Origin of the sequence: Rosistilla ulvae, from assembly GCF_007741475.1 — a bacterium.
In the GTDB taxonomy this organism is placed as follows: domain Bacteria; phylum Planctomycetota; class Planctomycetia; order Pirellulales; family Pirellulaceae; genus Rosistilla; species Rosistilla ulvae.
Genome location: NZ_CP036261.1, coordinates 907,061 through 927,458, shown reverse-complemented (window position 1 = coordinate 927,458; position 20,398 = coordinate 907,061). Strand labels below are relative to the sequence as shown.

The 20,398-nt window shown below is 58.3% G+C and carries 12 protein-coding genes; 8 read left to right on the top strand and 4 right to left on the bottom strand.

All coding sequences use genetic code 11. The features are described from left to right. Positions 1–460 precede the first annotated feature (460 nt). From EC9_RS03390 to fliM, 3 genes are all read left to right on the top strand, one after another. The gene (locus EC9_RS03390; protein ID WP_145342372.1) at positions 461–1,507 is read left to right on the top strand and encodes a DUF1207 domain-containing protein; all 1,047 of its coding nucleotides are present in this window, start codon (positions 461–463) and stop codon (positions 1,505–1,507) included. 148 nt (positions 1,508–1,655) lie between these two features. Then, positions 1,656–2,930 (top strand): glutamate-5-semialdehyde dehydrogenase, encoded by a 1,275-nt coding sequence (locus EC9_RS03385; protein WP_145342370.1) that lies wholly within the window; start codon positions 1,656–1,658, stop codon positions 2,928–2,930. Between the two features lie 83 nt (positions 2,931–3,013). Beyond that, entirely contained in the window at positions 3,014–4,090 is a 1,077-nt protein-coding gene (gene fliM / locus EC9_RS03380) for a flagellar motor switch protein FliM (protein ID WP_145342368.1), read from the top strand. A gap of 165 nt (positions 4,091–4,255) precedes the next feature. Here fliM and EC9_RS03375 read toward each other — a convergent pair whose 3' ends face one another. Together EC9_RS03375 and EC9_RS03370 are read right to left on the bottom strand one after the other, a co-directional pair. Next, the gene (locus tag EC9_RS03375) at positions 4,256–4,564 is read right to left on the bottom strand and encodes an HU family DNA-binding protein (protein ID WP_145342366.1); all 309 of its coding nucleotides are present in this window, start codon (positions 4,562–4,564) and stop codon (positions 4,256–4,258) included. Positions 4,565–4,858: 294 nt separating this feature from the next. Further along, positions 4,859–9,556, bottom strand: coding sequence for an Ig-like domain-containing protein (locus EC9_RS03370; RefSeq protein ID WP_145342364.1), 4,698 nt, complete (start codon positions 9,554–9,556; stop codon positions 4,859–4,861). An 879-nt stretch (positions 9,557–10,435) separates the two neighbouring features. On the opposite strand from EC9_RS03370, the gene EC9_RS03365 reads away from it, so the two are divergent. The 4 genes from EC9_RS03365 to EC9_RS03350 all read left to right on the top strand — a co-directional run bounded on the left by EC9_RS03365 (position 10,436) and on the right by EC9_RS03350 (position 17,780). Further along, positions 10,436–12,469, top strand: a complete 2,034-nt coding sequence (locus EC9_RS03365; protein WP_218934560.1) for a M13 family metallopeptidase — start codon at positions 10,436–10,438, stop codon at positions 12,467–12,469. A 167-nt stretch (positions 12,470–12,636) separates the two neighbouring features. Beyond that, positions 12,637–14,829, top strand: a complete 2,193-nt coding sequence (locus tag EC9_RS03360; RefSeq protein ID WP_145342360.1) for a DUF1549 domain-containing protein — start codon at positions 12,637–12,639, stop codon at positions 14,827–14,829. Positions 14,830–14,833: 4 nt separating this feature from the next. Next, entirely contained in the window at positions 14,834–16,153 is a 1,320-nt protein-coding gene (locus EC9_RS03355; RefSeq protein WP_145342358.1) for a DUF1501 domain-containing protein, read from the top strand. A gap of 28 nt (positions 16,154–16,181) precedes the next feature. Next, positions 16,182–17,780, top strand: coding sequence for a PPC domain-containing protein (locus tag EC9_RS03350; RefSeq protein ID WP_145342356.1), 1,599 nt, complete (start codon positions 16,182–16,184; stop codon positions 17,778–17,780). 28 nt (positions 17,781–17,808) lie between these two features. Here the strand turns inward: EC9_RS03350 and EC9_RS03345 are convergent, their stop codons facing one another. Beyond that, positions 17,809–18,234, bottom strand: coding sequence for a transthyretin-like family protein (locus EC9_RS03345; protein ID WP_246105936.1), 426 nt, complete (start codon positions 18,232–18,234; stop codon positions 17,809–17,811). Positions 18,235–18,342: 108 nt separating this feature from the next. Beyond that, entirely contained in the window at positions 18,343–19,365 is a 1,023-nt protein-coding gene (locus tag EC9_RS03340; protein ID WP_145342354.1) for a DUF1559 domain-containing protein, read from the bottom strand. Positions 19,366–19,655: 290 nt separating this feature from the next. Here EC9_RS03340 and EC9_RS03335 point away from each other — a divergent pair, with 290 nt between their 5' ends. Continuing rightward, the gene (locus EC9_RS03335) at positions 19,656–20,189 is read left to right on the top strand and encodes a zinc ribbon domain-containing protein (RefSeq protein WP_145342352.1); all 534 of its coding nucleotides are present in this window, start codon (positions 19,656–19,658) and stop codon (positions 20,187–20,189) included. Positions 20,190–20,398: the final 209 nt, after the last annotated feature.

Here is a 20,398-nt window from a genome sequence, read left to right as displayed (position 1 = left end):
CACATAGAAACGATTCGGAGAATCAAAGTAATTTGATCGATTGTCTAGAATAAACACGCGAATGCTTCGTGCCTCGCTGATCGACAAAGATCATCCCAACTTCCTGATGGCCGGTTCCAGTTTGATAGATCGATCCGATTAATTCAACGGTCGAAATCGCCTTCCCCCCCTAAAAACATTAGGCATTCTGGCTCCTCAAGCTGCCGCAATCGATGGCTATGAGGGGCCAGAATTGTCGCTGTGGAGGGGGGCTTCGAATCGATGCTAGCAAGCTTCGACGGCGAAGCGGGCCTCGATAGCAAGAGGATCTCGCTGCGACTCGTCTGGCCTTGCGTCGCCTAAATCTCTAAATATTGAATTTTGGCTGGCGCGGCGTCCACATTTTGCCGAGCCCCGACAGCCGGTGACCGCCACGAAGTGAAGGCGGCGATCGGGCCGTAGCGATTTTGCACAATCATCGATGGATGGAATCATTGTCAGCATGAACGGAAGCCGACATCGTTTCGCGATAACGTTTTGGATCGCTCTGCTGTGCAGCGGTTCGGCGGTTGCGCAGCGAGTTGCGTCGCTGGCCCCCGATACCTACCAATCGCAACCAACGCCCGGAGCAATCACTGCGGCGCTCAACCAATCGCAAGCGCTCGCGTTTGATCCCTACCAGACCTCAGCGGCTCAGGTCACGGGGCTCCCACCGCTGCCGTTTGCTCCTCAGACGCTACAACCGCTGGGAATGACCGCCCAATCCGCGGTCTGGCAGTGGCAACTGTTGCCGAAGGATTCGATCTATCCGGTCTATTTAGCCGACGAAAAGGCCTCGCGACTGGCAGGCCGGTTCACGCGTCCCGAGGGAGACAATCTGCTGCTCGATGGGACGTTGGGAGGCCGCTTTGGCCTGTTTCGCTTCGGCGATCGTTCCAGCGGTCCGTTCCGCCACGGGATGCAGTTGGATATCGAAGGTTCGGCGCAGGTGCGGCTGGACATGGAGGAGGAGGCCGACGTCCGTTCGGTCGACTTTCGCGCTGGCGTTCCGTTGTCCTTCGGCTTTGGACGCTGGCAAACTCGCGTTGGATATTACCACTTGAGCTCGCACACAGGCGATGAGTTCCTACTGAAAAACCCCGACCACGATCGATTGAACTTTTCCCGCGACGTGCTGTTCGCCGGAGCTGCTTTTTGGATCACCGAGCGGTTGCGGACCTACGGCGAGGTCGGCTGGGCGTTTTATTCGGACGTCAGCGAGCAGTGGGAGTTCATGTTTGGTATCGAATACATGCCAACCGCCCCCACCGGTTGGCGAGGTGCTCCCTTTGCCGCTGCTCACGCCCATCTCCGAGAAGAACTCGACTACGGCGGCAGCCTGACGCTACAGGCGGGCTGGGCGTGGCGGGGCCGCGACGGGGCGTTGCTGCGGTTGGGCGCCGATTTCTACGAAGGCAAGAGCCAGCAATGGTCGTTCTTCGACAAATACGAACCGTTGATTGGATTTGGAATGTGGTACGACTATTGATCGGTCGGGCCGATCGCGTTGACCAATCCCGAGGACTGACAGATACTGACGACAAGGGATTCGATGCGGCACGTCCTGCCGCGGACCTGATCGGATCCCAACACGAACACTTCGAACCGCCTTTGATTGCTGGAGCATCCCGCGTCTGATGACCACTGCCGAAACACCTTCCCTGGAATCCTACTGCCTGGATGTTGCCCAGCGCGCCCATCGTGCGTCGCGCCAGCTGTCGACGTTGAGCACCGAAATCAAAAACCGCTGGCTGCTGCAATCGGCCGACGCGCTGCTGCAACACGAAGCGGAGCTCCAAAAGACAAACACTCTCGATTTGCAAGCTGCCCCAGGGTTTGGCCTGACCGACGCGGAAGTCGATCGGCTGCGATTGACCAGCGACCGAATCGCGGCGATCGCCAAGGGGCTGCGCGAAATCGCTGCGTTGCCCGATCCGATCGGCCAGGTGATCGAAGGCTTTCGCCGCCCCAACGGCCTGCAAATCATCAAGCGCCGGGTACCGTTGGGCGTTGTCTTTTTCATCTATGAAAGTCGCCCCAACGTGACCGCCGATGCTGCCGCGATCTGCGTCAAAAGCGGCAATGCGGTGATCTTGCGAGGGGGCAAAGAGGCGGCACATTCGAGCGCTGCGATCGTGGAGATCCTCAACAAAACCGCGGCCGAAGTCGGGCTGCCAACCGACGCGGTGCAGTTAGTCAGCACCGCCGATCGCGACGCGGTCGGCCACTTCCTCGGGATGCACGAACTGATCGACGTCACGATCCCCCGCGGCGGCGAGAGTTTGATTCGTCGCGTTGCGAGCGAAGCGACGATGCCCGTGATCAAACACTACGACGGCAACTGTCACGTCTACGTCGACCGCGACGCGAACCTCGATCAAGCTGTCGAGATCACCGTCAATTCGAAGTGCCACCGCATGGGCGTCTGCAACGCCTGTGAATCACTGCTGGTCCACCGCGACGTTGCAGAGGCCTTTCTGCCGCAGATCGCTGCAGCGTTGGCTCAGCACGACGTGGAGATCGTCGGCGACCCGCAGACATGCAAGTGCGTCCCCACGGCGTCGGCGGCAACCGAAGCCGACTGGAGCACCGAATATCTGGGCCCCAAGATCAGCGTCCGCGTGGTCGACGACCTGGAATCGGCGATCGAACACATCAACCGCTATGGTTCGCATCACACCGACGCGATCGTGACCAAGGACCTCGCCGCGTCGGAGCGGTTTACCGACGCGATCGACAGCGCCGCGGTGATGGTCAACGCGAGCACTCGATTCAACGATGGCGGCGAATTTGGTCTCGGCGCCGAGATCGGCATCTCGACCGACAAATTCCACGCCCGTGGACCGTGTGGATTGACCGAACTAACCAGCTACAAATATGTGGTTAACGGTCAGGGACAAGTCCGCAGTTGACTCCTAAAGGGTAGGGCCCGATCGAGGCGGGACCTGAGTTAGCGGGGATCAACGGAACAGTTTATCAGCCAAGGAAGGCGACGATGTCCGACGAAATACTGAGCCAAAATCAAGTCGAAGATCTAATCCGCGCGATGGAATCCGAAGGAAGCGGTCAGCCGAAAGCGGCTGCACCGTCCTCCCCCGCGGCAAACGTTGCCCCGCGATCGACGTTGTCGGCATCGCGTTTCAACGATCCGAAATTGCGGCCGATGAATTACGACTTCAAACGCCCCGAACGCGTCGGCAAGGAGTTGATGGGGGCGATGCGGTCGCTGCACGAAGGACTCGGGCGCGCGTTTAACGCCAAGCTGTCCGGGTTGTTGCGCAGTATTACCGAAGTCAAATTGGTCAGCGCCGACCAACTGACCTACAGCGAGTTTGTCTACAGCCTCGACACACCGACCTGCTTCTGCGTGCTAGACGTCAAACCGCTCGAAGGGAACTGGATCCTCGACATCGCCCCCACACTCTCGTTTGCCGTTGTCGATCGGATGCTCGGCGGAGACCCACAACCCAACGATTTGCCAAATCGCGCGTTGACCGAGATCGAACATCGCTTGATGGCTCGGGTCACCAAGCTGTTTCTCGACGGCATGCAAACGACGTGGCAAAGCGTCGCGGAAATGGAGCCGACGCTGCGATCGATCGAAAGCAATCCACAGTTGGTCCAAATCGTGCCCCCCAACGAAGTGATCGTCTTGATCTGCTTTGAAGTCACGATGGGAAAAAATCGTGGGATGATGAACCTGTGCATCCCCTACAACTCCATCGAACGCTTCAGCAGCCAATTGTCGAGCAAAGGCTGGGGCGGCTACTCCAGCAATCCAGCGACGCCCGAGTCGAAGCAGGCTCTGGAAACCCAGCTCGATTCGGCTCTCGTCGAACTAACCGTGACTCTCGCGCGATCCAAGATCAAGACCGGCGATCTGTTGAGTATGGATGTCGGCGACGTGATTACGACCGAACATCAGATCGATAATCCATTGGAAGTTGCGATTCAAAGCGTCCCCAAATTCAAAGCGACGGTCGGAGCGCTGAAGGGGAAAAAGGCTGTCCGAATCCGCGACCACATCGACCTGCGTCCCAAGCCACCCGCGGCCGAAGCGGCGAAGTCGTAGCGAGCTCTTCCCCGAAGGCCCTGGGCAGGTGGAGTCGGCGGCGGCCGAGAGCGGCCCGTGACGGAGTCGCGGGGCCACCTTAATGCAGGAATCGCGGCGCCACGGTATACAAAAAAAGCCAACACCGCGGGGCGATGTTGGCTTTTTGTTCGAGCGAAGGAACGATCAAGCTTCGATCATTTCCTTCAACGCCTTCAACGGGCGAATGGTGACCTTCTTCGATGCTGGCTTAGGTTGCAACCAGATCTCTTCGCCGGTCGCTGGGTTGCGTCCCTTGCGCTTTGGTTTGGCAGGAGTTTCGCGAACGGTTACTTTGCAAAGACCGGGAATGGTGAACTGGCCAGGCCCCTGGACTGCAGTAGCAACTTCGGCGCTCAGGGCGTCGAATACCGCAGCGATGTCTTTCTTCGTCAACTGAGTCGACTCGGCGATTGCGTTGAAGATCTCAGTCTTGGTTGGAGCTTTTCCTATCATGAATGGTCCTTTCTATCGATAGAAGGTGTTTAAATACGTTTCGTAATGTTTGCTACCTTTACGGGAATTGGCAAAGATTACGTCGGGAAGTCCTGTTTCCGCAAGTCGCTGCGTCACGGAAACCCTGCATTTTCCAGCTTTTTAGCATTCCGAGCATCGATTTACGCGGAGATCGACGCCACTGCGAGAAAGACCCCACCCGACAGAGGGGAATTCCGCGTCAAACCGCCGCTGAGCCTGGATTCTGCAGTATTTCGATCCCGCAGTGCCACAGCTACCGCAAAGACTCTCGGCTCAGCTCAAATCGCCCATCTGAGCAAACACGAGGTCGTTGACGACGGTTTCGTCATCGTCCTCCTCGTCGTCGCCAGAGAGATCGTCGGAGGGCTGCGAATTGGGGGCCTGTTGTCCCCAGATATCGGCCGACCCGAGCGGCAAGACCATCGCCGAACTGCTCGCCTCGCCCTCGGCAAAGACGGCCGCCGCAGTGCCGCTGGCCGCCGAAGAACTGCTGACAGGTGTGAATTCGGTCGCATCGGGCGTATTAACTCGGAGCAGCATAAAGTCGCCCTGCTGGCCACGCATGTCGACAGCTTCCGAATCGACGTCGAGCGCCGAAGAGGCCAACGCGTTGGAAACGGTAGCCGTGACGATCACCTGAGACCCATCGTCGCTCAACACGACCGCCGGATCGGTCAGCCCCGTGGCCAACTTGGAGACCTGCAGATTAAAGCCTGGAGCATCACCATCTTGGACAACCGCCAAGACGACGCTCTCCCGCGATGTGCTGCCGAACCAATCGCGGATCGCGATATACGATGGATGCATCGCGCCGATCTCGATCGTCGGTGCGGTGTAATCGCCATCGTCCATATCCGATTCGATCGTGAAGACTTGGTCTTGTTCGGCACCAATCAAAAATGGAATCGCTGGAACCGTCAACGTGTAGCTGCCCGGTGCCTGATCGGCAAAGGTGAACGTGCCGGCGGCATCGACGGTCACCGTCGAATTGACTGCGTTGCCAAAGTCGTCGGTACCGGTCAGGGTCACGTTGAAACCAAACGCGTTCAAGAACGTGCTCTCGACGGTAAAGTTGAAGTCGCGTGGCACATAATCGAGCACATTGAGCGTCACCGTAGCTGTCGCTTCGCCGCCGTTGTTGTCGGAGATCGTATAGGTGAAGGTCTCGGTCCCGGTGAACGTTCCGTTGGGTGTGTAGACCAACGATTGATTGTCGGAACTGATCGTCAAAGTGCCAGTCAGGTTTCCTGCGTTGACCGAAGTGATCGTCAGCGTTTCGTTGGCATCGACCCCGATCGTGTCGTTGTCCAATACGGCCAACGTCGTCGCCCCCGCTGATTTGCCAACCTGGAATGTGTCTGCGACAGCCACGGGCGGATCGTTGACGGCAGTCACGGTAAACGTGATCGTTCCGGTTCCGGTGTCGCCGTCATCGCTGCGAATGGTGTAGGTGACCGTTTCGGTACCGAAGAAGTTGGCAGCCGGAGTGTATTGGACCATGCCATCGCTGGTGATCAGCGCGGTGCCACCGTTGGAGGTCGAAACGATCGATTGCAGCGAGATATTGGTTTCATCGGGATTGGCGGCCCGGTCGCCCGTCAGCACGTCAAACGACGCCGCTGCGGCATCTTCGACAACGGTAAAGGCATGCGTTCCAGTGCTTAACGCGGAAACGTTGACCGTCACCGTGGCGGTGCTTGTCAGCCCACCGGTCGTCCGATCGCTGATCGTATAAGTGAAGGTCTCAGTTCCGGAGAAGTTGGCTGCCGGAGTGTACTGAATATGATTGCCGCCAGAACCGATGGTGACCGTTCCACCAGCGCTTGTGGTTCCCACCGAAACGACTCGCAAAGTCTCGTTCTCATCTGGCGTGATCGTGTCGTTTTCCAGCACTTCCAACACATTCCCGGTGCTGCCGCGATTGATGTTGTCGATCGTATCGTCGACCGCAGTCGGAGGATCGTTGACCGGTTGCAACCCGACCGAAACCGTCACGGTTTGGCTGGCACCATTCTGATCTTCCACCGTATAGGTGAACTCGTCGGCTCCGTTGATGTTCGCCGCGGGAGTGTACGACAACGAATCTCCATTTCCGACGATCGTCACCGTGCCGCCATTGACCGGCGTGCTGGTGCTGACGATCGTCAGCGTCGTCCCGGATGTCAGCAATTGATCGTTGCTCAATACATCCATCGCGTTGTTCGAGCTATCTTCGTCGAAGTTGAAGATGTCGTCCGCGGCGACAAAAGTCGAAACGATTTCGATCGATGCGCTACCAAAGTTTACCTTCGACGGCTCGAGTTCATCGTCGCTGCCGTGGACCAGTACGTCGGTGCCGTTGCCGTCGGCCGGATCCCCGGTGAAGACCAACGTCCCCGCATTCGAGGCGCGGAAGTGGACCGAAACCAAACCAGCCACCAGGCCGGGAGGGCTGGTGGAAAACGCACCAAGTTCATCGATCAAGCCTGGGGTCGCTGCTGAGCCAAGCCGAGCGTCGTTGAAGGAAGAGGTAAACGTGAAGGGGGATTCGGCGATATCTTCCGGCGTGTCGGTCGGATCGATCGTCAGTTTCGTCCCCACCGGTTCGGCCAGGTTCTGGTTGTAAAGGATATCCAAATAGGCTGTCGCCACACCCTTGAGCGATTCGAACGTCCGTTCGTCGATCGCGGTGATGTTCAACAGGAATTCATCCCCGCGCTGCAATTGAGTGATCGGATTGCCCGCCAGATCGGTGAACGACATCTCCAACGTGACCGTCGTCTCACTTCCCACGTTGACACTATATGAATTGTCGCGACTGTTTCCCGCTTGGTCGGACGTCGTGATCGAGAACGTCTGATCGCCCAGTTGCGACGTTGTTGGAGTCCAAGAAACCACGCCGGACTGCGCGTCGACCGTCATCCCCGCAGGCCCATTGGCCAAGGAGTAGATCAGCCCGGTCCCTTCCTCGACCTGCGCCAAATCGATCGTGTACAGCGAACCAACAGTCGCCTGAGTCGCGATCTGCGTCGTGATCGCGGCAGGAGCCGAGGAGTCGTAGACGACGGTGATCGGTGTGGTCGCCGCGCTGGTCGTCCCGCCGCTGGTCTGCCGCGCCGAGATCGAATAAGTGCCGTTCCCGTTGGCTGCCAATTGAGTCGTCGTGATCTGAGTCGTCGTGCCGGTGGCGACTGCCGATCCGATCACCGTGCTGCCCGACAACAACTCGACTGTTGAACCAGCTGTGGTGCCGGTGATCGTGAACGTTGGATTGGTGCTGCTGGTGATCCCGTCGCTGTTGCTGACGCCGGTGTCGCTTGCCGCATCCAGGCTGACACCTTGCAGCGCCGATGCCTGCACCGTCACGCTTAGGGTCTGCAGATCGAAGGCAGTCGAATCGGCTTGAGTCACCGTGCTGCTGGCCGCTTTGACACCAACCATCACGTCGAACGTACCGACAAAACCGGCCGGCGGCGTCACGGTAACTTCGCCCGTCGATTGGTTGACCGACGTGGTGTAGCCAACGGTGCCGACGTTAAACGCAGCGTAGGTGACCGCATCCCCTTCGACATCGCTGCTGGACAATTGGATCGTGGCGGCTTGTCCCGCGGTCGTGGCAATGTCGCTCAGATCACCCAGGAACGGCTTGCCGTTGGAGTTCAGTTGATTGTCGGCGGTCACGTTCACCGTGATCACTTCCGACGTCTGGTTCCCGTCGCTGTCGGTGACAGTGATCGTGACGCTCACCGGGCCGGTCCCGTTGCCGGTCGGATTCAGCATGACAACTGAGTTTTCGTTGTCGGTGAAGATCGACGCTTCTTCGATCGTGATCTGCCCGAAAGCGTTTGCGAATGCGGTGGTCAGCCGGCCGCTGCTGTCGGTCGGAACCTCGCTGATCGCTTCGCGGACCGCTTCCCCTTCGACCAATTGCCCGAAGATCGAGTGATTGAAATCGAGGTGGCGCGAGTCCCCTTCGGTGATAAAGAACTGCGAATCGTTGGTGTCGTCGGTGGTCTTGGCGTACGACAGGATGCCCGTCGCGTTGTGCTGCAGATCCTCGTGGAATTGATCGTCGAAGTCGGGCAGGTCCGAACCGCCAGACCCCAGCGCTAAGGGATCGCCAGCCTGCAGGACAAAATCGTCTAAGATGCGATGGAACGTGATCCCGTCGTAAAATCCGTCCTCGGTCAATTCGATGATCCGCGACGTCGGCCGCTCGGCCCGCTGTTCGTACAACTCGAAGACCATCTCGCCGTAATCGGCGATCTTCAGTCGCCAGCTGCGATTGCCGCTGACCACCGAAGCCTCCAACAGATTCGGATCCGAACTGGTGACAGTTACCGTCAACGGTTGCCCATCGGGATCGTAAGCGTCGATTGGGACATGCAGCGGAGATCCGATGCCGACGCTCTGATTGCCGACGGGGACAAAGCTGGGAGTTTCTCCCTGCGGGATTGCGATGCCACTGCGTTGCGAGATATCGGCCAGCGACAGAACCCCTTCGACCTCGGTGCCATCCTGGAATCGCCAAGTTGGGAAACTGGAGATCCCTTCGGCGGTGCCGGTCGCATTGAGGCTGTGATCGGGGTTGGTCACTTCGACAAACGGTAGATAGTTCTGACCGTCTTCGAACAACTCCTTCTGCTCGGTGCAGTTCGGGCACCACGCCGCTCCGAAGAAGACAACTCCGCCATCGGAGAGCGCTTTGGCAAAAGCGACAAGATCGGGGGCCGCTTCGCCTTCGGGAGTTGCTTCCCCTTCGGCGGCGGTCGTCGACATCATCGCGTATTGAACCGTTTCGTCGCTTGCCGGTGCGATCGGTGGCAGCAGATCGACGTCGCCTGCCATCAACTGCCGATGCTCCAACGGTTCCAGCCGCAAATAACGAGAACCGCTGCTTCGCGCGTCGGATTGCCCGATAATGGAATGAATCCAACGGCGCAGACGAGACTTGCTTTGTGGCTTGCGAGATTCGGACGATCGTTTTGTCATAGCAATCAGCAGTTCAATCAGGAAAAAATCCACCAGGGACGAGCGAATTCAGGTCGTCAGTGCCGTCCTCCAAGCTTAATACAGGACGGAAATACCGAACCGCGCAACTCACCCAATCTCACTCAATCGGGAATTTTCTTGCGACAGGACCAAAGGGATCCTCTCAATCCCTATTCATTGCGTAGTTTGCGCAATCGGAACTGCACGATTTAGTCAGCACATTCCGACCTGTCATGCCGCAAAAGAGATGTATTTCTGACGGGATTGGGCGCAAAAAGTTCCCAAATCACGCCGGCGACAAGGCCTTCTCAACGGCCAGCACGCCACGTCGCGTCCTCATTCTGACGACATCTCCGATCAGCAAAGGAGCCCGTGCAGTGGCGACGCACGGCAGGTAGAAGCCAGGGACGCAACTCCCTGGAAAATAAGATGATGTAGCACGCCCAAGCCCAGTCGCGAAGCGACGACAGGTGAACGAATCGCATCTGATGCCGTCGCTTCGCGACTACGGTGGCACGCTGTTTCTGTGAGAACCAGGGACTTGCGTCCCCGGCTATTACATGTCGTCGCTTCGCGACTACTGCAGTTCCGAACTTCACCCGCTCGGAAGAGGCGGGAGGGTCGAGTCACGAGCCTTCAGCGAATTTTTTTCGGTGAGGGCGGACGGCGCCGCTTCCACGACGCAGTACTACAATTAAGAGCGTCCCCTCGCCGAACGACGCTTCGCTCGTTCACTCCTCTCCAACAACCGATGCTTTCGGGCGATGCAAGCAATTGCGGCTGCATGTTGGCCGATCCCTCCAATGGCCGTAGAATCTACAAGTTCGCGGCAACCGCCGAACTTCGAAAACGTAAAACTTTCCAACACGGATGAGGATCATGACTCGCACGCTCTGCCTGTTCCTAACGCTCGCTCTTGCGACCGTATCGACCACGCGTTCGGTCTCCGCCCAGACCAAACTGCTGTCGGGGATCGACACAACCAATTTCAGCGACACCGTCACTGCGGGGGCTGACTTCTACGAGTACATCAACGAGGGTTGGTTAAAGAAACATCCGCTGCCCGGAGACGAATCGAACTACGGCGTCTTCACGATGCTCAACGATCAGACCCAAGAAGCGGTCCGCACGATGATCCAGGAAGCTGCCGAGGCGACCGATCGCCCCGCCGGATCGGACGCTCAAAAGGTGGGCGACTTCTACACGTCGTATATCGATATCGAAACGCGTAACAAGCGAGGCGCCAAACCGCTGGCGCCGCTGTTGAAACAAATCGAGCAAGCCGACACCAAAGCCAAGCTGGCCGTGCTGATGGCTCAATTGTCGCGGCAAGGGATCTCCCAACCTGTCGGTTATTATGTCTCGCCCGACGCCCGCGATTCGGCTAACTACACCGTTTACTTCTCGCAGCACGGGACCACGTTGCCCGACCGCGATTATTACTTGGAAGACGATACGATGTACGTGCGGGTTCGCGAAGCGTTCCCCGATTACATCGTCAAACTGTTGACCGCTGTCGGTTACCCCGATCCCGAAGCCGCCGCGCCGCAGATCGTCGCTCTGGAAACCAAGCTGGCGGAAGCTCAGTGGACCAAGGTTGCCAACCGCGATCCGATCAAGACCTATAACAAGGTCTCCAGCGGCGACTTGGCCAAGACGCTGAAGCATCTGCAATTCGAGAAGTTCGCCGAAGTCACCGACGTCGACCGGATCGAAAACTATGTCGTGCGGCAGCCGAGCTTTCTCGAAGCTGTCAACGAACTGTTCGACCAAGAATCGCTGCAAGTATGGCAAGCGTACATGGCGTTTCATGTCGCCGATTCGCTGGCGCCAGTCCTGAGTTCTGATATCGAAAAGATCCACTTCGATTTCCACGACACCGTGATCAGCGGCGTGGGAGAACAACAACCGATGTGGAAGCGAGGGGTCGAAGCGACCGGCGGCACGTTGAGCGAACTGGTCGGCAAACTGTACGTCGACAAGCACTTCACGCCCCAAGCCAAGCAACGGATGACCGAACTGGTCGAGAATCTGAAAGCTGCGTTTGCCAAGCGGATCGATCAACTAGAATGGATGACTCCGCCAACCAAGCTGCAAGCTCACGAGAAGCTGTCGAAGTTCAGAACCAAAATTGGTTACCCCGACCAATGGAAAGACTACAGCAAGTTGGAGATCAAGCCGGACGAACTGTTTGAGAACGTGATGCGAGCCGCCGAAGTCGAACATGCTCGCGAGGTCGACAAGCTGGGTGGACCGATCGATCCGCACGAATGGCACATGTCGCCGCAGACGATCAACGCCTATTACAACCCCGTCATGAACGAGATCGTTTTTCCGGCGGCGATCCTGCAACCACCATTCTTTAATCTGGAAGCCGACGACGCTGTCAATTACGGCGGCATCGGATCGGTGATCGGCCATGAACTTAGCCACGGCTTCGACGACAAGGGAAGCAAGTACGACGGCGATGGTAACCTTCGCAACTGGTGGAACGAAAGCGACCGCAGCGAGTTCGAAAAACGGAGCCAAGGGCTAGTCGAACAGTTCAGCCAATACAAACCGTTCCCCGACATGTCGGTCAACGGCGAACTGACGCTGGGCGAAAACATCGGCGATCTCGGCGGCCTGAACGTCGCCTACACCGCCTACCAAATGTCGCTCGAAGGCAAGCCGGCTCCCGTCATCGATGGACTCACCGGCGATCAACGCCTGTTCATCGGTTGGGCCCAGGTATGGCCACGGCACTACCGAGAACCGGAATTACGCCGGCGTTTAGTGGTCGACCCGCACTCGCCCAGCCGATACCGAGTTAATGGAATCGTCAGCAACATGGATGCGTTTTACAAAGCGTTTGACATTAAACCAGGCGACAAGATGTTCATTCCGGCCGATCGCCGCGTGAAAATCTGGTAGTCCTCGGGCTACGATCCCAGCCCGTGCCCGCTGTTTCGACTGCAAGCAGCGGTGCACATGCGCCACCCCACCTGAAGCGACAAGCGAGTCGAAGTGACCGATTCTGCTTGCTTGTCGCCGTCGGGAGCGACTATAATCAGACGTTCCCTCCTACCCCCATCCCGCCCATGCCTACCTACGCACTTCCGCTTTGGATGCTCCTTGCCTTATGGCTGACGGTGCAGAATGTTGCTGCACAACCTGTCAGCTTTGAGCTAGAGGTCCAGCCGATTCTCGCTGCTCGCGGTTGCAGCACCGGTCCTTGCCACGGCAAACAGAACGGCCAAAACGGTTTCCAGTTGTCGTTGCTCGGCTTCGATTCCAATTTCGATTACAACGCGATCGCTCGGGATGCCCGCGGCCGCCGCGTCTTTCCGACCTCGCCGCGCGAGAGCCTACTGTTGCTCAAAGCCACCGGCGAACTGCCGCATGGCGGCGGTAGAAAGATGGACGAAAATAGCGACGAATACCGAACGCTGCTGCGTTGGATCGAATCGGGCATGCCGCGGAATCTGCCCGAAGAACCGAACCTGGACCAGGTGACGGTCTCGCCGACGCAGAAGTTCCTGAAGCCAGGCGAATCGCTGCCGTTGGTTGTCACCGCTCACTACAGCAACGGCACGCAGCAAGACGTCACCGCGATGGCGATGTACCAATCGAATGAAAGCGCAACCGTAGCGGTTGGCGACGACGGCGTCGTGCGAGCTGGTTCGCTGCCAGGCGAAGCGGCGATCATGGTCCGATACATGAACGTGATCGCGACCTGCAACGTCGCGATCCCGTTGGCTGGCGATGTCCCCGACGAACTTTATGCCGACCTGCCACGCAATAACTTCATCGACGATCACGTCTGGAACAAACTGCAGTCGCTGGGGATCACTCCCTCGGCACCGGTCGACGATGCCAAGTTCATGCGTCGCGTTTACACCGACATCATCGGCCGCTTGCCGACCGCCGACGAAGCGACAGCGTTTTTGGACGACCCCTCGTCGACCAAGCGTTTGAATCTGATCGACGATCTGCTGCAGCGTCCCGAATATGCAGAGCACTGGGCGAACAAGTGGGCCGATCTGCTGCGGCCCAATCCGTACCGCGTCGGAATCAAGGCGGTGCTGAATTACGACCTCTGGATCCGCGAGCGTTTCCGCAACAACATGCCGTGGGATCAGTTCGTTCGGGAACTGCTGACCGCCCAAGGAAGCACGTTCCACAACGGTGCGGTGACGCTGTTCCGCGATCGTCGATCGCCCGACGAATTAACAACGATCACGACTCAGTTGTTCCTGGGCATCCGACTGGAATGCGCCAAGTGCCACCATCATCCGTTTGAGAAGTGGAGCCAACACGACTTCTACAGCTTCGCCTCCTACTTCGCCGGCTTAGGCCGCAAGGGCAGGGGAGTGTCGCCGCCGATTTCCGGAAGCGAAGAGATCGTCTACGCCGCCAAGAAGGGAACCGTCAAACATCCGACGACCGGCGAATCGCTGGAGCCAGCTCCATTGTTCGGGACAGCTGACGTTGGTGCCGACGACAAAGACACCCGCGTCGCGATGGCAGCTTGGATTACCAGCCCCGAAAACGACTACTTCGCTCAAACGATGGCGAATCGTGTTTGGGCTGACATGATGGGCCGCGGAATCGTCGAACCTGTCGACGATTTGCGAGCGACCAACCCGCCATCCAACGGACCGCTGTTGGAAGCGTTGGCCGATCATTTCCGCGAATCGGGCTTCGACATCCAAGAGCTGATCCGAGCGATCGCCGCTTCGGCTGTCTATTCGTTGGACAGCGTGCCGAACGAGCGAAACGTCGGTGACACCCGCAATTTCTCGCGTCGTTATCGCCAACGATTGCGAGCCGAAGTGTTGATGGATTCGGTCGCCGAAGTGACAGGTGTCGAAGACAGCTTCACCGGCATGCCAGCCGGCAGCAGCGCCAAAGAGATCTGGACCCACCGGATCAGCTCGCAGTTCTTAGACGCCTTTGGCCGCCCCGATCCAAACCAAGATCCACCCAGCGAAAGACAGGAACAGACGACGGTGACGCAGACCTTGCATCTGATGAATTCCAAAACGATGCAGGCCAAGATCACTTCCGATTCGGGCCGTGCGGCCGAACTGGCCAAGAGCGATCTGACGCCAGAACAGGTCGTCCGTCAACTGTATTTGTCGACCTACAGCCGCTTGCCCGACGAAGTCGAAACCAAGTTTGGCGTCTCGCTGTTTGCAGGTGGTGAAACCGATCCGGCAGCTCGCCGCGATGCGATTCAAGATTTGATGTGGGCTTTGCTCAACACCCCCGAGTTCATGTTCAAGGATTAGACCAATGACGCGCTATCAAAATTGTTCCGGTGTGACGCGACGCGATTGTCTGCAGGTTGGCCTGGGCGGATTCTTTTCGCTTGGCCTCTCAGGTGCGTTGCGCGCCGCGGACGCATCGCGGTTGATCAAGCAACATCAAGCCGATGCCTGCATCCTGGTCTGGCAAGACGGTGGCCCATCGCACTACGAAACCTTCGACCCCAAGCCCGACGCGCCGGTCGAGATTCGCGGCGAATTCGGCACGATCCCAACGGCGATCCCTGGGGTTCGATTCTCGCAGCACATGAAAGCGACCGCCAAGATTGCCGACCGTTTGTCGATCGTGCGATCGATCCGACACGACCAAGGAAATCACGGCGCGGGGAATCACTACATGATGACCGGCTCGCCGCCGCGAATCCCTGTCGGCTGTGGCGCGTTCGTCAGCTTCCATCCCAGCATGGGATCGGTGGTCTCCGCCGAGGTGGGAGCTCCTGCCGGGATGCCCGCCTATTTCTCGATGCCCAGCATGTCGCGCAGTGGTGGCCCGAATTTCCTCGGTGCGAAGTACGCTCCGTTTGTAGTTCCGGACAATCCGAATTCGGACAACTTCCAAGTCCGCGACGTCGCCTTGCCCAAGGGCCTCTCCGAAGCCAAGTTCTCCAATCGCCAATCGATCCGCAGGCAGATCGATGCACTCAAGCGGTTCCGCGACGAAGCAGCTGCCGATCCGTTGGTCGCAGTCGATGAGTTCTACGATCAAGGTCAGCAGTTGATGACTTCGCCGCAGGCTCAAAAAGCGTTCGATATCCACAGCGAACCCGAAGAGACACGCGCGAAATACGGCCGCAATTCGTTTGGCCAACGGGCGCTGTTGGCGCGTCGTTTGGTCGAAGCCGGCGTCCCCTTCATCACGCTGTACGAAGGTGGCTGGGATCACCACCGTCAACTGTTCAGTGCGTTCGACAAGAAGCTGCCACCACACGAACAAACGATCGCCGCGTTGATCCAGGATCTGGAAGAGCGCGGTATGTTGGAGCGAACGTTGGTGATCGTGTTGGGCGAGTTTGGCCGCACGCCGAAGATCAACAAAGATGGCGGACGCGATCACTGGTCCAATGCGATGAGTGTGATGTTCGCCGGTGGCGGCACGCCCGGTGGCCAAGTGATCGGAGCGACCGATCGGCAGGGGCATTCCGCCGTCGACCGCGTCCTCGCCCCCGAGAACTTCGTTTCGACGGTCTATCGTAAATTGGGAATCGATCCCGACAAGATCGTCCACACTCCCGAGGGTCGGCCGATGACGTACGTCACCAATCCCGAACCGATCTCCGAATTGATGTAGCCCGACCGACGCCGAAAGTCCCTCCAGCATGCGAACTCTTGCCCTGATCCTGGCTGCCAGCCAATCCCTTTCCGCGCTCGCGGCCCCGCCGAAAATGGACAGCCTGTTCCCGGCGGGCGCCGGTCGCGACGCGGCCCGAACCGTCACCGCCGCCGGCTCGTTTTCGACCTGGCCGCCGCAGGTCTGGATCGATCGCGAAGGGCTGACGGTGACGCCCGCCAAGGACAAGGGGAAGCTGGAGATTGCCGCCGCCTCCGATGCCGCAGGCGTCTATTTCATTCGACTGTTCGACGCCGAAGGGGCTTCGGTCGTGCGACCGTTCCTCGTCGATTCGCTGCCGGCGGTCGATGAAGTCGAGCCGAACAACACGCCCGAACAAGCTCAACCGATCGATGGCAATGCCGTCGTCGATGGCGTGCTGCACAAATCGGGCGAAGTCGATCGATTTGCGATCCCCATGAAAAAGGGGCAAACGCTTGTCGCATCGCTGCAGGCCCATAACCGTCTGGGGTCGCCGATGGATGCGGTGCTGCAAGTCGCCGATCCGCGTGGATTTGTCGTCGCCCAAAACGATGACAACGTCGGCAACGATCCACAGATCGTGTTCGAAGCTCCCGCCGACGGAACCTACAGCGTCGGCCTGTTCGCCTTTCCCGCGACTCCCAACAGCACGATCAATTTCTCGGGCAGCAAATCCTATATCTATCGACTGACCCTAACGACCGCCGGTTTCGTCGACCACTGCAGCCCGATGGCGATCGACACGGAAACCGACAGCGCGATCCAACTGCACGGCTGGAACATCCCCGAAACCGCCGCGAGCGTGACGCCATCGGCGATCCCCGGCGAGCGCCAGTTTATAGCCCATCCCGAACTCGCCTCGTTTGTCGAAGTCGTCCGATCGAGCATCCCGGTCTTCGATCCGGCAACTCACACCGAAGGCGCACCGATCGCCTGGCCCGTGGTCATCTCGGATCAAATCTCCGCGGTGGGTGAAGTCGACAAGTTCGCCTTCGACGCGAAGAAGGGGCAGACGTTGCGATGCCGCGTCGAATCCGATTCGCTGGGTTACCTGCTGGATCCGGTCGTTACGCTCTTTGATGAAAAAGGCAAACAGCTGGCGGAGGTCGACGATTCGAGCGGCCGCCGCGATTCGGAACTGCGGCACACGATTCCTGCCGACGGACGCTACGAACTGACCGTCCGCGATCTCTATGGCAATGGCGGGCCGCGGTTCGCATACCGAATGACGATCGACGATTCACCCCCCAGCTTCGCCCTGACCGTCGCCGCAGATTCGTTTGTGGTCAAAGGGAAAGAGAAACTGACCCTCCCGATCACCGTCGCTCGCGAGCGGGGTTGTAGCGACGAGATCGCGGTCTCGATCGAAGGGCTGCCCGAAACGTTGACCGCCACGACGGCAACGTCCGCTGCTAAAGGAGCGACGGCAAAAGAAGTGAAGCTGGAAATCAGCGTCAGCGGAGAAGAGAGTCTTGCGTTCTCTGGCCCGATCCGAGTCGTCGGCCGAATCGCTGGCGATAAGCCACGGGAAATAGCGGCGACCTTCACGGTCGCCGGAACCGAGCAAACGCTCGACCAGATCTGGCTGACCGCGGTCAAGCCATAGATCCGATCGCACGAAACGGGACGCGTCGCTACTTGCCTTCGAGATCAAAATCGAAGGTGTTGTCTCCGGCGACCACGTCGACCGTCAGCTCGCTCGCCTCGTTGTATTTGGCTGGCAACCTCTCCGGGCGCGCTTCGATCGATGGCCCATCTCCTTCGGAAATGACACCCTGCCGCGCGGTGGTAATGCGGACCGTGTGTTCGCCTACCAATGCGCCGTCGGCATCGTAGGTGAACATCATGTTGTAGTTTCCATCAGCATCGGTCTCACCAACCGAAGGGCGTCCATTTTCGGGAGTGAATTCGATGCTGGCACCTTCGACAGGTTGCCCGTCGATCGTGACGGTGCCATGAACGGTTCCCAAGGGAGGCAGCCCCGAAGGGCCGCAGCCGAATGTCGCAAGAGTCAACATTGCCAACAGTCCGGTCGCCACGATTTTTTTACAGTTCTTCATCGTTCAAATCTTTCAGTCAATCCAAGTATCTAAAGAAAAAAGTGCCCGCCCTGCGATAACGCCACAAGACGGGCACTTCAGTATTTCAAAGCGATCCAATGCCGGAGGTTACAGCGACGTTGGGACGCCGTCCTGCATACCGATCAGCGCTTCCATCACGCTGTCGACAGTCCATCCGCCGCCGTTGTTGCCGTTGCTCAATTCGACCGTGTCAGAAATGAACTTGACCGAACCATCGGCCGCCGCAAACTGGGCTCCTCCTGGATGCAAGCTACTGAAAGCCATCTTCTTCGTCGAACTGGCGTTTTCGCTTGGTGTCATCACCACATTGATCGGATAGCGAGCACTACCCGCAAGTGACATAACGCCTTGATTCGTTGCCGTATTGTCTGGGTTGTCACGAGCCGTGGGGCCGCGCGAGAGATTGTCACGCGCAACTAACATCATTCCTCCCGACATCCGAATTCCTCCTGCGCGGCTGTGAAAACGTTCTCCAATCATCAGCGTGTTGGAGGTACCGTCGAGGATGTCCCGGAGGCCCGCTGTCGGTTCTCCCTTAATACCGCGGGAGAAGATCCCAATCGCTCCGGTCAGTCCATCGATCATGTTCGAGGCCCGTTTCATACGCAGATCCGCGATATTCGAAGCGACGACATAATTCGTGACCGCCACTCCGGTATTCGTATCGTTGATATCATCGATGCAGTATCCCGCGTCGACTCCCGGTTCATGAACGGCTGGTCCAGTCGACGATGGGCAGCGATAGCCGTCGATCGGATTTTGAAACAGCTCCGGATTCGTGGTGATCTTTGCCCGCGCCTTGGCGGTTCCAACTTCCAATGCGTCATAGCGTGGTTGTTGCTCGATAAACGGCAGCAGGAACGCGGACCACGCCCAGTGTCCACCATCGTCGGTGACCGCGGTGTCGTGGATGTACATCGGCGGTAACACCTTGTACGTGTCGTGGTAGTTGTGCATCGCCAAAGCTTGCTGCTTCAGATTGTTGCTGCACTGCATCCGGCGAGCCGCTTCGCGTGCCGCCTGAACGGCCGGCAACAGCAATCCCACCAAGATTCCAATGATGGCAATCACCACCAATAACTCAACTAATGTGAACCCTTTGCGTTTCATAGATCCAAATACCAATGAAAGGAGAGAAGCGTAGAATCGCGGGAAAGAATGATGTCAGACATAAATTAGCCACCCGCGAGCAGGGCAATACGCTACCATTACAACCACTCAAGGGCAAGATAAACCCCACAAACAGTCATTACGACTAAAAAAACGCAACCACAAAGGTGGATCAATTCCCCTCACGCCATCGTGTGATATTCCCCCCAAGGCTTACCCTGTAATCGAGAAAGTGGCCAAGATTCGGGCGTTACCAGCGAACACGCAATACACACCCACCGGAGAAAACCATGTCGGACGAAGAGCGAATCAATCCTGATCACCTGAAAACGCGGCAGCTGTTACGGAAGATCGGCCCTCTCATCTTTGGCGTCGGCGTGTTGTTCACGATCGTCGGGATGGGCAGCTTCTTCATGTCGTTTGGTAGCTTTGGATCACCACGCTATTTCTGGTGCTGCTTTGTCGGCATGCCGCTGATGTTCGTCGGCAGCACGATGAGCGGGTATGGATTTATGGGCGCGATCACGCGATACCAAGCGGGCGAGATCGCGCCGGTCGGCAAAGACACATTCAACTACATGGCCGAAGAAACCCGCGGTGGCGTGCAAGCTGTCGCATCGGCGATTGGCGCTGGCCTGAACCAATCGGCCCGTCAGTCGTCCGTGGCGTGTCCCAGCTGCGGAACCGCAAACGACAGCGATGCCAAGTTCTGCGATTCCTGTGGGACCGCGATGTTGTCGACCTGCGGATCGTGTGGCGCCGTCAACGACAGCGACGCCAAATTCTGCGACCGCTGCGGAACTCAACTCTCTCAAAACCGCTAAGACGAAGACCGCCCCTCCATACCAGCACGAAGCGCAAGCGAGTGATTCCCCCCCGCCATGCCAGCACGACGCGCAAGCGAGTGAACGGTTGTCACACACGGGCGATCATCCCACCGCCGTGTTTCGCTCCGCAAAAGGTCGTGCGTCAAATGAGACGTCGTGGCGGTTGTTGGTTGCGTTTGCAATCACGAGTTGACTCGATTGGGTCG